The following is a 12780-nucleotide window of genomic DNA, read 5'->3' on the forward strand; positions in this document are numbered from 1 at the left end:
TTTTTGGAGGCGATAAATGCAATTGATTGGAAGTAGTACGAGCACTGCGACTCCAACCGGCGAGTTTACTGAAGGTAGTGCAGCTGGGGGAGTACCCGCCACTCTGCTTAAAGCCACTTGGCTAAATTGTATTCAGCGCGAGTTAGTGGCCGTAGTTCAGGCGGCTGGTATTCAGTTGAGTTCCGTTGACGATACGCAGCTTTTAAAGGCACTCAGGACGTTTCTGAAAGACTACGTGCCTACATCTGGCGGGGCGGTGGCGGGATCAATCATCCTTTCAAACGGCACCGAGGATGCTCCCGAATTTGGCTGGAAAACACCTTCCGGCACTGTAAACGTCGACGTGCTAAACAGTCAGTTCCGAATCTCGGCAAGCTACGGAAGCACGTTTTCGACAGCGCTCTTGCTGGATATTCCCGGCAAAACTGCGGCCATTTTCGGGAGCAACATCTGGCATGCCGGAAACTTCAAACCCAGCGACAAGCTCAATGCGGATGCAAATGCGGTCTCTGCGTCGAGGCTGGTGACTCCCCGAACTATTTCTGTGACGGGGGCTGCAGCAGGTAGTGCTACTTTCGACGGAACTTCAAATGCCACGATAAATATTGCGCTGGCGGATATTGGTGTAGTTGCTGGCACTTACACAAAAGTCACGATTAACGGAAAAGGCCAGGTTATCGGCAGTTCTGTACTTGTGCCGGCTGATATCCCATCGCTGGACTATTCAAAGATAACCACAGGAAGGCCGACGACTCTAGCCGAGGCCGGTATCACTGATGCTTTGGGTAAAGACTCAAATGCGGTCTCTGCGTCGAAGCTGGCAACTCCCCGAACTATTTCTGTGACGGGGGCTGCAGCAGGTAGTGCTACTTTCGACGGAACTTCAAATGCCACGATAAATATTGCGCTGGCGGATATTGGTGTAGTTGCTGGCACTTACACAAAAGTCACGATCAACGGAAAAGGCCAGGTTATCGGTAGTTCTGTACTTGTGCCGGCTGATATCCCATCGCTGGACTATTCAAAGATAACCACAGGAAGGCCAACGACTCTAGCTGGTGCCGGCATCACTGATGCGCTTGGTATTTCAGCGAAAGCCACTCAGGCTGATATTGAGTCGGGTGCTAGTGCGAATAAATATATTGACCCTGCCGGCGCATTTGCAGCTACGCAAGACGTGTTTTGCGGAATGATCTTCTATCACGCAAGCAGCGCGCCGCCGCCTGGAAGCGTGAAGGCTAACGGTGCTGCCGTGAGCAGGGTTCTCTATGCGAAGTTGTTCGCGCGGATTGGAACGTATTATGGTGCGGGTGATGGTGTAACGACCTTTAATTTACCGGATGTTCGCGGCGAGTTCGGGCGATTCTGGGATGATGCGCGCGGCATCGATTTTGGTCGAGTATTTGGCTCATGGCAGGCTGGCGCATTAGAGTCACATACTCACACTTTGGCGGGTTCGGTTAACTTCACATATGTTGCGAACCCAGATTCAAACATGAAGCCGTTTCGGGACGGCGGAAGTACATATCAGACGGGCTGGACGGGTGGTAACGAAACCCGTCCGCGTAACTTGGCATTTCTTGGTTGCATCAAATATTGAATATTGAGGTGAAGCATGAGCAAACTTACTCCGCCAACAGTCTACCAGGCGCACCTAGTGACGGGCGAGTACATCGGAGCTTCGCTAGCAGACCCTGACCCATTAGACGAGGGTAACTGGCTGATACCGGGGATGGCGTTTCTTGAGGCCCCCCCAGACGCGCCGGTAGGTTTCGCTGCGGTGCATGTGAAGGGTGAGAGCGAGTGCTGGACGCTCTTGCCGGATTTTCGCGGCGACGTGTGGCGCACTGATACCGGACTACAGGAAAACTGGACAGCTCTAGGAGAATTGCCGGCGGGGCTGACCGCTAAGCCATACCCTGGCGCACACCACGTTTGGGCCGATGGGGAATGGCGTATTGACGCAGCAGCGGAAAGCGACGCGTTGAAGTCGGGGGCATTTGATGCCCGGGACCGGCTGTTGAGTGACGCAGCTACGCGCATTGCGCCGCTTGCGGACGCCGCCGATCTGGGGGAGGCGACGCCAGCGGAGGAAGCTGAGCTAAAAGCCTGGAAGCGGTATCGGGTAGATTTGAACCGAATTCAGCTACAACCTGGCTTTCCCTCGACGATCAACTGGCCTGTTGCGCCTGGCGCGCCGATCTGAGGTCCGGCCACGATGCCAAATCCGGCGCACGCCGGTGCCAAACCCGGCGCGCGCTTACACATCGCGGGCAACGCCCGCTCCCACAAGGACCGTATGCGCCGCGAAAACTGTGGGAGCGGGCGTTGCCCGCGATGAGGCCGGTCAATCCAGCCTCAATTCCATGGCCTGGCACATCAGCGGCGACCCCTCGCGCAAAGGCTCCAGTGTCCCGACCGGGCGGAATCCATGGCTCCGATACAAGCGCATCGCTGCGGACTCACTGGCCGTCACCCCCAGGCAAACCCTGGCCACGCCAAGCCCCCGCGCCCAGGCAACCACCGCTTCCAGCAAACACCGCCCGGCACCCAACCCCCGTGCCTGCGGATCGACCCACATCTGGAACACCTCCACCCTATCCTCGGCAACCCGCTTGCCCCAGACCAGGCCGCAGGCAGCCTCGCCATGAACGGCGAGCCAGGCCTGGTCGTCGTTGCCAGTCGCCGCCCGGATTGTCCGCTGCATCCAGTCCTCATCGGTGCGCACGATCTCCGCCGCCAAGGTACTGCCGAAGGCGTCCGGCGCATCCCGCAGCGCCCGCAGGCGCAGCTCGCGATACAACGGCCATTGCTCGGCCCGCAACGGACGCAGGGCGATCATTTGCGGAAACACAACACTTTCGAGGTCAGCTTCTGGCACACCTCATCCCGCTGGTTGGTGGTCAACGACTGCACCACCACCATCCCCCGATCCGGCTTCGAGCGCGACGGAATGATCTCCAGCACCGTGGTAGTGACCTTGAGCACATCCCCCGGCCGGGTCGCCTGGGGCCAGCTGATTTCACCACCGGCGCCGATCACCCCGCGGGCCAGGGGCAGGCTCTGCACCAGCAGCTTCATGGTGATCGCCGCGGTGTGCCAGCCGCTGGCAGCCAGGCCCTGGAAGAAGCTGTCCTTGGCCTCCTCGGCGTCGACATGGAAGGGTTGCGGGTCGAACTGCGCGGCAAATGCGACGATCTGGTCGGCATCCAGCGCATGGCTGGCACTGACGAAAACGTCGCCCACCTTCAGGTCATCCAGGTACACGGGCACTGCGGTCATGGCCTTCTCCGTCGATGAGTGCGGATCCCGATATTCCACCCTGATGGCTTGGCAAGCAAATTGCCATGTCTATAATGCGAACCACTTTCATTCGCACGCCTGTCCCCGTCATGTCCGACTCTTCCTCCAACCCCGAACTGATCGGGGCGCTGGCCTTGCATTACGACGACCTGGTCGCCTATATCCGCCGGCGCTTCCAGGGCAGCCAGTTCGCTCGCGAGGTGGTGCATGACGTGTGCGTGCAGTTGCTGGAGAGGCCGCCACAGCAGCCGGTGAAGCTGCCGTTCGCCTTCCTGCGCAAGGTTTCGTTCAACAAGGCCATCGACCGCCGTCGCGCCGATGGCACCCACGCTGCCCATATCGAGTTCACCGCCGAGGTGCCGGACTGGCATGTCCACGACCTGGACGGCGCCGCCAGCCTGGACTTCGAACAGCAATTGCATGCCTTGCTGGCGATCATCGACGCGCTACCAGCGCGGGCGCGCCAGGTCTTCCTGTTGCATCGTATCCATGGCATGCCGCAGAAGGAGATCGCCGCCGAACTGGGCATTTCCCTGAACATGGTCACCCAGCATTTCTCCCGGGCGATGCAGGCCATCGTCCGCGACTGGGAGCCGGCACGCCGGGCGCTGGCGAAATGAAGCAGCAGGACAAGCCCGCCAGCGACGCCCTGGGACCTTTCGAACAGGCCCTGCGCGACCGCGTGCCGTCCCGCGAGGCGCTGCTGGCCGAGGCCAAGGCGCAGACCGCACGACAACGGCGGCGCAAGCAGACCCTGGGTGGCGGCCTGTCGCTGCTGGTACTGGCGACCGGGCTGTGGTTCGTCGATCCGTCCTGGTACAGCGAGGACATCCACGTTCCGGTGGGCAGCCGAGACAGCCGGCAACTGGCCGACGGCAGCACGCTGATCCTCGACAGCGCCAGCCACCTGCGCATCGAACACCGCCTGCGCAGCCGCCAGTTCGAACTGCTCGAAGGCGAGGCGACCTTCACCGTGGCCCACGGACCACAGCCGTTCATCGTGCGCAGCCAGGGTGTGTCGGTGCGGGATATCGGCACGGTGTTCAATGTGCGCAGCGACAGCCGCGGCGTGGCCGTGGCGGTGGTCGAAGGCGAGGTGGAAGTGTCCAACCGGGCCGCCGGTTCCAGCCGTCTGCGCCAAGGCCAGGTGCTGCTGGCCAACGAGCAGCAGCTCAGTGCGGTGGGCAAGGTCGATCCGGCGCGGATCACCGCCTGGCAGCAGGGCAAGCTGCGCTTCGACGGCACGCCGCTGCGCGAAGTCATCGTCGACTTGCAACGCTATCGCCAGGCCCCCATCCGCCTGGCCGACGCACGGGTCGGACAGTTGCGCCTGTCCGGCGAGTTCGACAGCGTGGCGGTGGAAACCCTGCTCGACGGCCTGCCGGCGATTTTGCCGGTGAGCCTGCTGCGCGGCGAGGACGGCAGCCTGACGATTCGTGCCCGCTGACGGAAAAGAGAATATTTTTCATTCCCGACCTCAACATTTTCCCGGTGCCATTCGCCACTCCCTGTGAAGGTCACTTTCGAACCTGCATCTGGGGAGTCAAATGAGCACCATCGCATTCTCGCGCCGCCTGTCGTTGCTGGCCGCCGGCATCACCCTCGCCTCGACGCTGCATGCCCAGGAGGCCAGCCACGCCGTGAGCCTGCCAGCGCAACCATTGGACCAGGCGCTGAACGCCCTGGCCGGGCAGACCGGCGCACGCATCCTGTTCGCCACCGACAGCGCCGAGGGCCTGCGTGCCCCCGGCCTCAGCGGCGAGCTGACCGTGGAGCAGGCCCTGCAGCGCCTGCTGCGGGGGACGCGGCTGACGGTGCAGAAGACCAGCGATGGCAGCTACCTGGTCTCGCCGCCGCAGGGCGACAGCGCGGCACTGGAACTGGGCGCCACCAGCGTCAATGCCAGCCAGCTCGGCGCCACCAGCGAGGGCACCGGTTCCTACACCACCGGCACCATGAGCAGCGGCACCAAGCTGGCCCTGACCCCGCGCGAGACCCCTCAGTCGGTCAGCGTGGTCAGCCGCCAGCGCATCGAGGACCAGGCCATGAGCACCCTCGGCGACGCGGTGAAGTACACCACCGGTCTCACCGTGACCAAGTGGGGCGGCGAGCGTGAGCGCTACAACGCCCGGGGCTTTCAGCTGAGCAACCTGATGGTCGACGGCATTCCCGTGCAGTACGACGAGGCCAGCCTGTCCACCGGCCTGCTGTCGATGTACGACCGGGTCGAGGTGGTGCGCGGCGCCGCCGGCCTGATGGAGGGCGCCGGCTCCCCGGGTGGCTCGATCAACCTGGTGCGCAAGCGCCCGACCGACACCTTCCAGGGCAGCATCAGCGCCGGTGCTGGCAGTTGGGACGACGACCGCATCGAGCTGGACCTGAGCGGCCCGCTGAACGCGACGGGCAGCCTGCGCGGGCGCACGGTGCTGTCGTTGCAGGACAAGAACTCCTTCATCGACGACTACCAGAATCGCCGCAGCCTGGTCTATGGCGTGCTTGAAGGCGACCTGGACGAAGACACCACCGTGAGCCTCGGTGCCAGCTGGAGCCAGGACAACAACCCCGGCGCCGACTGGAACGGCCGCGGCACCAACCCCGACGGCAGCTTCCTCGACATTTCCCGCTCGCGGCGCCAGAGCCCCAACTGGTCGTACTGGGACAAGGAGACCAGCACGGTCTTCGCCGACATCACCCGGCGCTTCGCCAATGGCTGGACCGGCAAGCTCGCCGCCACCGCGCTGAAAAGCGAGATGGACATGTTCGGCTCCTACCTGTATCGCCCGGATCCCAGCGCCCGCGACTTCGGCTTCGGCTATGGCAAGTACCACTACGAAAACACCCAGGCCAGTCTCGACGGCTATGCCAGCGGGCCGTTCCAGCTGTTCGGCCGGACCCATGAGCTGGTGGTGGGCGGCAGCTACCGCAACCAGGACATCGACGACGGCCCTGGCGGCTGGCCGCTCGGCGCTGCGGCCTATGAATTCGATCCGTTGGGCTTCGACGGCAAGTCGGTGCCCAAGCCGACGATCACCTATGCCTGGTCGCGGGAGGGTGAGGTCAAGCAGTCCAGCGTCTACCTCACCACGCGTTTCAGCCTTACCGACCGGCTCAAGCTGGCCACGGGCGGGCGCCTGGACTGGTACGAGTACGAGTTGACCAGCCATGCGGGGACCTGGACCGGCAATGACGCGTACAAGGTCACCCGCGAGTTCACCCCGTACCTTGGTTTCACCTATGACCTCAACGACACCTACACCGCCTATGCCAGCTGGACGCGGATCTTCAATCCGCAGAACTACCAGACCCCGACCGGTGGCCTGCTCGACCCACAGGAAGGCAGCAATTACGAGATCGGCCTCAAGGGCGAATATTTCGACGGACGCCTGAATGCCAGCGTGGCGCTGTTCCAGATCGACCTGGAGAACCTGCCGGACCCGATCGTCGGCGGCTGCGGCGGTCGTGATTGCTACACCTCGGCCGGTGAAGTGCGCAGCCGCGGTATCGAGCTGGAAGTCAGCGGCGAGGTTTTGCCGGACTGGCAGGTGTCGGCGGGATACACCTACAACTATGCCAAGCACCAGAAACCGTCGGAGTATGCGCCGATCGGCACTTTGTCCAGCGGCGAGCGCTACGCCACCAACCTGCCGTTGAACCTGTTCAAGCTGGCCACCAGCTACCGCCTGCCGGGCGACCTGAACCGCTGGCGCGTGGGAGGCGGGTTGCATGTGCAGAGCGATGTGTACGCTACGGAAGGCAGTGCCCGGATCGAGCAGGGCGGCTATGCGGTGACCGACCTGTTCGCCAGCTATGACGTGGACGCCCACCTGACCCTGAGCCTGAATGCCAACAATGTGTTCGACCGGGATTACTACTCCAGCATCATGACCACGGTGGGCGGCAACTTCGTGGGGGATCCGAGGAACTACAGGGTAACGGCGAAGTATCGTTTCTGATCCCGCCGCAGACCTTGGACTGCCCCCCAAGGGTTGGATTGGTGTCCAGCTTCTTGGGGGCAGTCCACCTTGTGGGAGCGCTTCAGATCGGACCGCTGATCGTCCGGTCCACCAGCCGAATGCTGTCCCGCCCCCCACGCTTGGACTCGTACAACGCCGCATCGCTCTGCTCGATCAGCGCCGCCAGGCTCGCTGGCGGGTACTCGAACAGGTTGGCACCGATGCTCAGGGTCACCGGCTCCGGGGTGTCGAAGGCCGCCGTCGCCTCGCGCTGGAACTGTTCGCGCAGGGCGCTGCCGAGGGCGACGATCTGTTCGCTGGAGGCATTGCCCAGCAGGATCAGGAATTCGTCACCGCCCAGGCGCGCGGCCAGGGCGTCTTCCGGGAGCTGGGCGAGGATCATGTTGCTGAGGTTGACCAGCAGGCGATCGCCGGCCGGATGCCCGTAGAGATCGTTGACCAGCTTGAAGTTGTCGATATCGATCAGCAGCAGGGCGCCCGGCTGCTGCACCGAAACATTATCCAGCAGGCGCGGCGCACGCACTTCCAGGGCGCGGCGGTTGTACAGGGTGGTCAGCGGGTCGCGGGCGGCGAGGCGGGCGATGCGTTTTTCCCGGCGGTAGCGCTCGCTGCCGGTCATTGACAGGGCGATCAGCATCAGCGCCACCGCGCCTTCCACCAGCGACACCTGGATGATCTCGCCGCGGAACGACGCCAGGTCGAGCAGGGCCCCGGGCAGCACGGCGAGGACCGCCTTGACGCAATAGAAGACGCCATGGCTGAGCATCACATAACGCAACTGCACGGCACCGACGCTCAACGACTTGCCATGGGGGCGAAGCAGGAAGCTGGCGCGCAGGGCGAGCACACCGACCAGTCCCGAGTTGGCGAAGGTCATCACGTTCGACCACCAGGCGGCGTTGGGCAGGGCCAGCAGCGCCGTCCAGAGCACGAAGATCAGGTACCAGGCGCGGGACAGGCGGGTTTCGGTGAAGCGCGCGACGCCCAGCAGGAACAGCCAGTGGGCGGTGACCAGCAGGCCGTTGGCGAACCAGATGCCGAGGACCAGCAGGCCGTTCATGCGCATCAGGGCCAGGGTCGAGCCGACGGTGATGGTGGCGAAACCGGCGCTCCAGAACAGCAGGGACGATTCGCGCACGCTGGTCCACTCGATCGCCAGGTAGGCGGACGCGGTGGCGGCGAGCACGATGGTGAGCACCAGCATGGTAGGTGGATCGAGCGTCATGTACTGACGGGCCTTTCTTGTTAACTACGGAATGGGCGGGATTGTAAGCTGTTGAAACGATTTTTCAGAGGGGCGCAGATCGTTTTATCGTCGCACCCCTGAAGTCATCCGCAGACCCTGTGGGAGCGGGCGTTGCCCGCGATGAGGCCCTCGAGAACGAAAAAGGGGCGCCTGTGCGGGCGCCCCTTCCTTGTCACCTCATGAACCCATCAGGCCCACGGACGGTCACCGTTCTCGTCCTTGACGCGGGTCGGCAGACCCATCACGTCCAGGGCATGCAGGAACGGCTCGGCCGGCAGTTCCTCGACGTTGACCATGCGCTGCACGTCCCACTGGCCACGGGCGACCAGCAGGGCCGCAGCCACTGGCGGTACACCGGCGGTGTAGGAGATGCCCTGGCTGTCGGTCTCGGCGTAGGCTTCCTCGTGGTCGGCCACGTTATAGATGAAGACTTCGCGCGGCTGACCGTCCTTGGTGCCCTTGACCAGGTCACCGATGCAGGTCTTGCCGGTGTAGCCCGGAGCCAGCGAAGCCGGATCCGGCAGCACGGCCTTGACCACTTTCAACGGCACCACTTCCAGGCCTTCTGCGGTCTTCACCGGTTGCTCGGAGAGCAGGCCAAGGTTTTTCAGCACGGTGAACACGTTGATGTAGTGCTCGCCGAAGCTCATCCAGAAACGCACGTTGGGCACGTCGAGGTTCTTCGACAGCGAGTGCACTTCATCGTGGCCGGTGAGGTAGAGGTTTTGCGAGCCGACCACCGGCAGGTCGTCGGTACGCTTCACTTCGAACATGGTGTTGCTGGTCCACTGGCTGTTCTGCCAGCTCCACACTTGTCCTGTGAATTCACGGAAGTTGATTTCCGGATCGAAGTTGGTGGCGAAGTACTTGCCATGGGACCCGGCATTGACGTCGAGAATGTCGATCGAGTCGATGCGGTCGAAGTACTGTTGTTTCGCCAGCGCCGCGTAGGCGTTGACCACACCCGGGTCGAAACCGACACCGAGAATGGCCGTGATGTTCTTCTGCTGGCACTCTTCGAGGTGTTTCCACTCGTAGTTGCCATACCAGGGCGGGGTTTCGCAGATCTTGCCCGGTTCTTCGTGGATCGCGGTGTCCAGGTAGGCGACACCGGTATCGATGCAGGCACGCAGCACCGACATGTTGAGGAAGGCGGAACCGACGTTGATCACGATCTGCGATTCGGTCTCGCGGATCAGCGCCTTGGTCGCCTCGACATCGAGGGCGTTGAGCGAGAAGGCCTGGATGTCGGCGGGTACCTTGAGGCTACCCTTGGCCTTGACGCTGTCGATGATGGCCTGGCATTTGGAGATGTTCCGCGACGCAATTGCAATACGACCGAGTTCGTCGTTGTGCTGCGCGCACTTGTGGGCCACCACCTTGGCGACACCTCCTGCACCAATGATAAGAACGTTCTTCTTCAATTCTCTATCTCTCCTTATCTGCCAGCTCAGGAAAGGCTGGACAGGTAGTCTTCGAAACCGAACTCACGAACCAGCTCGACGCTACCGTCGAGTTGTTTCACTACGATGGACGGCATTTTCAGGCCGTTGAACCAGTTTTTCTTGACCATGGTGTAGCCTGCGGCGTCGACGAACGACAGCCGATCGCCGATGGTCAGCGGACGATCGAATTGGTACTCGCCGAAGATGTCGCCGGCCAGGCACGACTTGCCGCAGACCATGTAGGTGTGCTCGCCGTCGTTGGGGGCCATCTTGGCATTGAGTCGGTAGATCAGCAGGTCGAGCATGTGCGCTTCGATCGAGCTGTCGACCACGGCAAGGTGCTTGCCGTTGAACAGGGTATCGAGGACGGTGACTTCCAGCGAGGCGCTGTTGGTGATCGCCGCTTCGCCGGGCTCCAGGTAGACCTGCACGCCGTACTTCTCGGAGAACGCTTTCAGGCGCTCGCAGAAGGCGTCCAGGGCGTAGCCTTCGCCGGTGAAGTGGATGCCGCCGCCGAGGCTGACCCATTCGACCTTGTGCAGCAGGTGGCCGAAGCGTTCCTCGATGGTGCCGAGCATCTTGTCGAACAGGCCGAAGTCGCCGTTCTCGCAGTTGTTGTGGAACATGAAGCCGGAGACCTGCTCGATCACGCCTTCGACCTTGACCGGGTCCCACTCGCCGAGACGGCTGAATGGACGGGCCGGGTCGGCCAGCAGGTAGTCGGAGCTGCTCACCTGCGGGTTGACGCGCAGGCCACGGACCTTGCCTTCGGACTGCTCGGCGAAGCGCTGCAACTGGCCGATGGAGTTGAAGATGATCTTGTCGCAGTTGGCGAGCATCTCTTCGATCTCGTCGTCGGCCCAGGCCACGCTGTAGGCGTGAGTCTCGCCTGCGAACTTCTGGCGACCGAGCTTGAGCTCGTAGAGCGAGGACGAGGTGGTGCCGTCCATGTACTGCTGCATCAGGTCGAAGACCGACCAGGTGGCGAAGCACTTGAGTGCCAGCAGGGCCTTGGCACCGGATTTTTCACGCACGTAGGCGATCTTTTCCATGTTGCCCAGCAGCTTTTGCTTGTCGATCAGGTAGTACGGGGTCTGGATCATCGAGAGGCTCCGGGAAGGCCAGCCAAAAAAAGAGCCGCATTGTGCCCGTACTCGATACATATCGAAAGGGCGGGATGCGGATTTTGCAATGTCAATGGGCCAGCCAACTGCATTGCAGATGACTGGCCCTGAACGGGTTGCAAGATGTTACGTGAAGTAGGAGGGACGCGGCGGACCGTCAGGCCGGTCGAGGCGCCATGGGATGTCGAGACTCAATACTGATAGCGCAAGGTGACGGCGGAGTTACGGGCCGGTTAGCTGTTCGCTTTGTTCGAGTCATTTCTCGGAGGGAAGCTTGACCTGGCGATAGCTGAGCGGAAGTTTGAAGCTCTCAGAAAGGAAGCTGAGGTAGGCGTCACCGTCCGGACCCAGCGGGGTTCTGCCAACGGCCACCAGACGAACTTTCCTGGTTGCATGAGGTTCATGGAACCAGGCGTACTCAAGCAGTTGACCTATCGCCAGGCGCAATACCCTACGGGTGGAATAGTCGGACTTGACCTCGAACAGGATCCATTCGGCGTCGGTCTTGACAGTGACATCAACGTAGTTTTCTTCGCAGACGATGGTGGCTGCGGGATATTCCTTCGCCAGTTCCTTGCACAGCACGGCTCGCATCAGATCGTGCTCGGGAGAGCACTCGCGGCCTTCGCTGCCGTTTCGGAAGTAGTTGTTCTGCTGGGGTGGAATGGTCACGCCTTTGCGGCTGCGTTGCTGGTTTCCCACCACGGGCAAAGCGAAGTTGCTTCTTGGCCGGATGAGCTGATACCGATTCCAGCGCATCATTGGATCATCGGCCTCAGCGAATTTGTCGTGTTCGAACCATTCAACGTCCTCCGGCCGAAAGCGCACGTTGAAAATGTAAGGGGCCCAGTCAGCATTTCCCAGCCCCGACCTGTCGCCGTTCACGTCATCGACTTCTTTCAATATGCGCTCGTACCATCCTCGTTCCTTGTAAACCTCAAGGATTGCATTGCTCTGCGTATCATCCAGCAACTCGATGTGCCTGATTCTAGCGACGTAACGGCGTCCGCGTGGATCAAGGGTAAAGAGGACAACCTCTCCCGCTCGCTCCCTACGCTTGAGCCTGGACTTCCTGCCTTTGTTCACCCCTTGAAGAAAACCGTACTGCCAACCGCCGATCTGCCACTCGAAGCGGAACAGCCATTCCTCGTGGCCATAGCCGTGCTGGGAGTAGAAGGTATCTCCAGATTCCCGGGCCTCACCGGTCGGATGCTGCCAATTGGATTCGTTGTAGCAAATACGGGTGATGTAGGTCATTGCAGATCCCTGTCTGCGATAGTGTCTTTGTGATATTGCTGCAGGCGGGTCGAATCGCAAAGGCTGTTTCAGCGCGACCTTCGTCGGCTTTACCGCCGCGCTGATCGGTGGGCTGCTGGTCGTGGCCGTCGCCGCTCCAGCAGCAACAAGCGCAAGGTCTTCGCCACCAGCGCTCCGAGGATGCAACCCGCCGCCGTGGCGATCATCTGCAACAGCAGGCCAAGACCGCTGGCCAGCGACTGCTCTTCGACGAAATGCGCAACCTCCGGCCACAGTGCCAGCCACACGGCGATGAAGCCCAGCACCAGGTCGTACCAGCGGCTGCTGACACCGCTGGGCCGATAACCGCGCACGAAGAGGATGAACGCGCTGAAGGCCATGGCCAGCAACAGGGTGCCGAAGGTCTGGCTGAGGGCATCGGGTCCGGACAT

General features: G+C 61.9%; 12 protein-coding genes. 5 read left to right on the forward strand and 7 right to left on the reverse strand.

The features are described from left to right. Window positions 1-16: 16 nt before the first annotated feature. Both AC5QPF_RS13185 and AC5QPF_RS13190 read left to right on the forward strand, forming a co-directional pair. A complete protein-coding gene (locus AC5QPF_RS13185) occupies window positions 17-1600 on the forward strand; it encodes a tail fiber protein (RefSeq protein ID WP_494963634.1) in 1584 nt (527 codons plus the stop codon). A gap of 15 nt (window positions 1601-1615) precedes the next feature. Then, window positions 1616-2206, forward strand: a complete 591-nt coding sequence (locus tag AC5QPF_RS13190; protein WP_494963635.1) for a tail fiber assembly protein — start codon at window positions 1616-1618, stop codon at window positions 2204-2206. 141 nt (window positions 2207-2347) lie between these two features. Here the strand turns inward: AC5QPF_RS13190 and AC5QPF_RS13195 are convergent, their stop codons facing one another. Together AC5QPF_RS13195 and AC5QPF_RS13200 are read right to left on the reverse strand one after the other, a co-directional pair. After that, window positions 2348-2842 (reverse strand): GNAT family N-acetyltransferase, encoded by a 495-nt coding sequence (locus AC5QPF_RS13195; RefSeq protein ID WP_494963636.1) that lies wholly within the window; start codon window positions 2840-2842, stop codon window positions 2348-2350. Further along, window positions 2839-3282: a MaoC/PaaZ C-terminal domain-containing protein gene (locus tag AC5QPF_RS13200; RefSeq protein ID WP_494963637.1), complete on the reverse strand. Its 444-nt coding sequence runs from the start codon at window positions 3280-3282 to the stop codon at window positions 2839-2841. The genes AC5QPF_RS13195 and AC5QPF_RS13200 overlap by 4 nt, the downstream gene beginning before the upstream one ends. A 110-nt stretch (window positions 3283-3392) precedes the next feature. Between AC5QPF_RS13200 and AC5QPF_RS13205 the strand changes: the two genes are divergently transcribed. The 3 genes from AC5QPF_RS13205 (at window position 3393) to AC5QPF_RS13215 (ending at window position 7256) form a co-directional block, all read left to right on the forward strand. Next, window positions 3393-3923, forward strand: a complete 531-nt coding sequence (locus AC5QPF_RS13205; protein ID WP_494963638.1) for a sigma-70 family RNA polymerase sigma factor — start codon at window positions 3393-3395, stop codon at window positions 3921-3923. Beyond that, a complete protein-coding gene (locus AC5QPF_RS13210) occupies window positions 3920-4750 on the forward strand; it encodes a FecR domain-containing protein (protein ID WP_494963639.1) in 831 nt (276 codons plus the stop codon). Before AC5QPF_RS13205 ends, AC5QPF_RS13210 begins: the two co-directional genes overlap by 4 nt. Before the next feature lie 100 nt (window positions 4751-4850). Continuing rightward, a complete protein-coding gene (locus tag AC5QPF_RS13215) occupies window positions 4851-7256 on the forward strand; it encodes a TonB-dependent siderophore receptor (protein WP_494963640.1) in 2406 nt (801 codons plus the stop codon). Between the two features lie 82 nt (window positions 7257-7338). Here AC5QPF_RS13215 and AC5QPF_RS13220 read toward each other — a convergent pair whose 3' ends face one another. From AC5QPF_RS13220 to AC5QPF_RS13240, 5 genes are all read right to left on the reverse strand, one after another. After that, window positions 7339-8502, reverse strand: coding sequence for a diguanylate cyclase domain-containing protein (locus AC5QPF_RS13220; protein WP_494963641.1), 1164 nt, complete (start codon window positions 8500-8502; stop codon window positions 7339-7341). 209 nt (window positions 8503-8711) lie between these two features. Beyond that, on the reverse strand, window positions 8712-9947 hold the full coding sequence (locus AC5QPF_RS13225; protein WP_009407100.1) for a saccharopine dehydrogenase family protein: 1236 nt from the start codon (window positions 9945-9947) through the stop codon (window positions 8712-8714). A gap of 26 nt (window positions 9948-9973) precedes the next feature. After that, window positions 9974-11071 (reverse strand): carboxynorspermidine decarboxylase, encoded by a 1098-nt coding sequence (locus AC5QPF_RS13230; RefSeq protein WP_494963642.1) that lies wholly within the window; start codon window positions 11069-11071, stop codon window positions 9974-9976. 276 nt (window positions 11072-11347) lie between these two features. Further along, on the reverse strand, window positions 11348-12349 hold the full coding sequence (locus AC5QPF_RS13235; RefSeq protein ID WP_494963643.1) for a hypothetical protein: 1002 nt from the start codon (window positions 12347-12349) through the stop codon (window positions 11348-11350). Between the two features lie 89 nt (window positions 12350-12438). Continuing rightward, window positions 12439-12780 carry a hypothetical protein gene (locus AC5QPF_RS13240; protein ID WP_494963644.1) on the reverse strand — a complete coding sequence of 114 codons (342 nt, stop codon included), beginning with the start codon at window positions 12778-12780 and terminating at the stop codon, window positions 12439-12441.

It is taken from the genome of Pseudomonas sp. Con_6 (assembly GCF_059379395.1).

Bases quoted from the DNA above. Each gene is read 5' to 3' on its own strand.
- AC5QPF_RS13185 (WP_494963634.1), top strand. From the start codon at position 17: ATGCAATTGATTGGAAGTAGTACGAGCACTGCGACTCCAACCGGCGAG.
- AC5QPF_RS13190 (WP_494963635.1), top strand. From the start codon at position 1,616: ATGAGCAAACTTACTCCGCCAACAGTCTACCAGGCGCACCTAGTGACG.
- AC5QPF_RS13195 (WP_494963636.1), bottom strand. From the start codon at position 2,842: ATGATCGCCCTGCGTCCGTTGCGGGCCGAGCAATGGCCGTTGTATCGC.
- AC5QPF_RS13200 (WP_494963637.1), bottom strand. From the start codon at position 3,282: ATGACCGCAGTGCCCGTGTACCTGGATGACCTGAAGGTGGGCGACGTT.
- AC5QPF_RS13205 (WP_494963638.1), top strand. From the start codon at position 3,393: ATGTCCGACTCTTCCTCCAACCCCGAACTGATCGGGGCGCTGGCCTTG.
- AC5QPF_RS13210 (WP_494963639.1), top strand. From the start codon at position 3,920: ATGAAGCAGCAGGACAAGCCCGCCAGCGACGCCCTGGGACCTTTCGAA.
- AC5QPF_RS13215 (WP_494963640.1), top strand. From the start codon at position 4,851: ATGAGCACCATCGCATTCTCGCGCCGCCTGTCGTTGCTGGCCGCCGGC.
- AC5QPF_RS13220 (WP_494963641.1), bottom strand. From the start codon at position 8,502: ATGACGCTCGATCCACCTACCATGCTGGTGCTCACCATCGTGCTCGCC.
- AC5QPF_RS13230 (WP_494963642.1), bottom strand. From the start codon at position 11,071: ATGATCCAGACCCCGTACTACCTGATCGACAAGCAAAAGCTGCTGGGC.
- AC5QPF_RS13235 (WP_494963643.1), bottom strand. From the start codon at position 12,349: ATGACCTACATCACCCGTATTTGCTACAACGAATCCAATTGGCAGCAT.
- AC5QPF_RS13240 (WP_494963644.1), bottom strand. From the start codon at position 12,780: ATGTCCGGACCCGATGCCCTCAGCCAGACCTTCGGCACCCTGTTGCTG.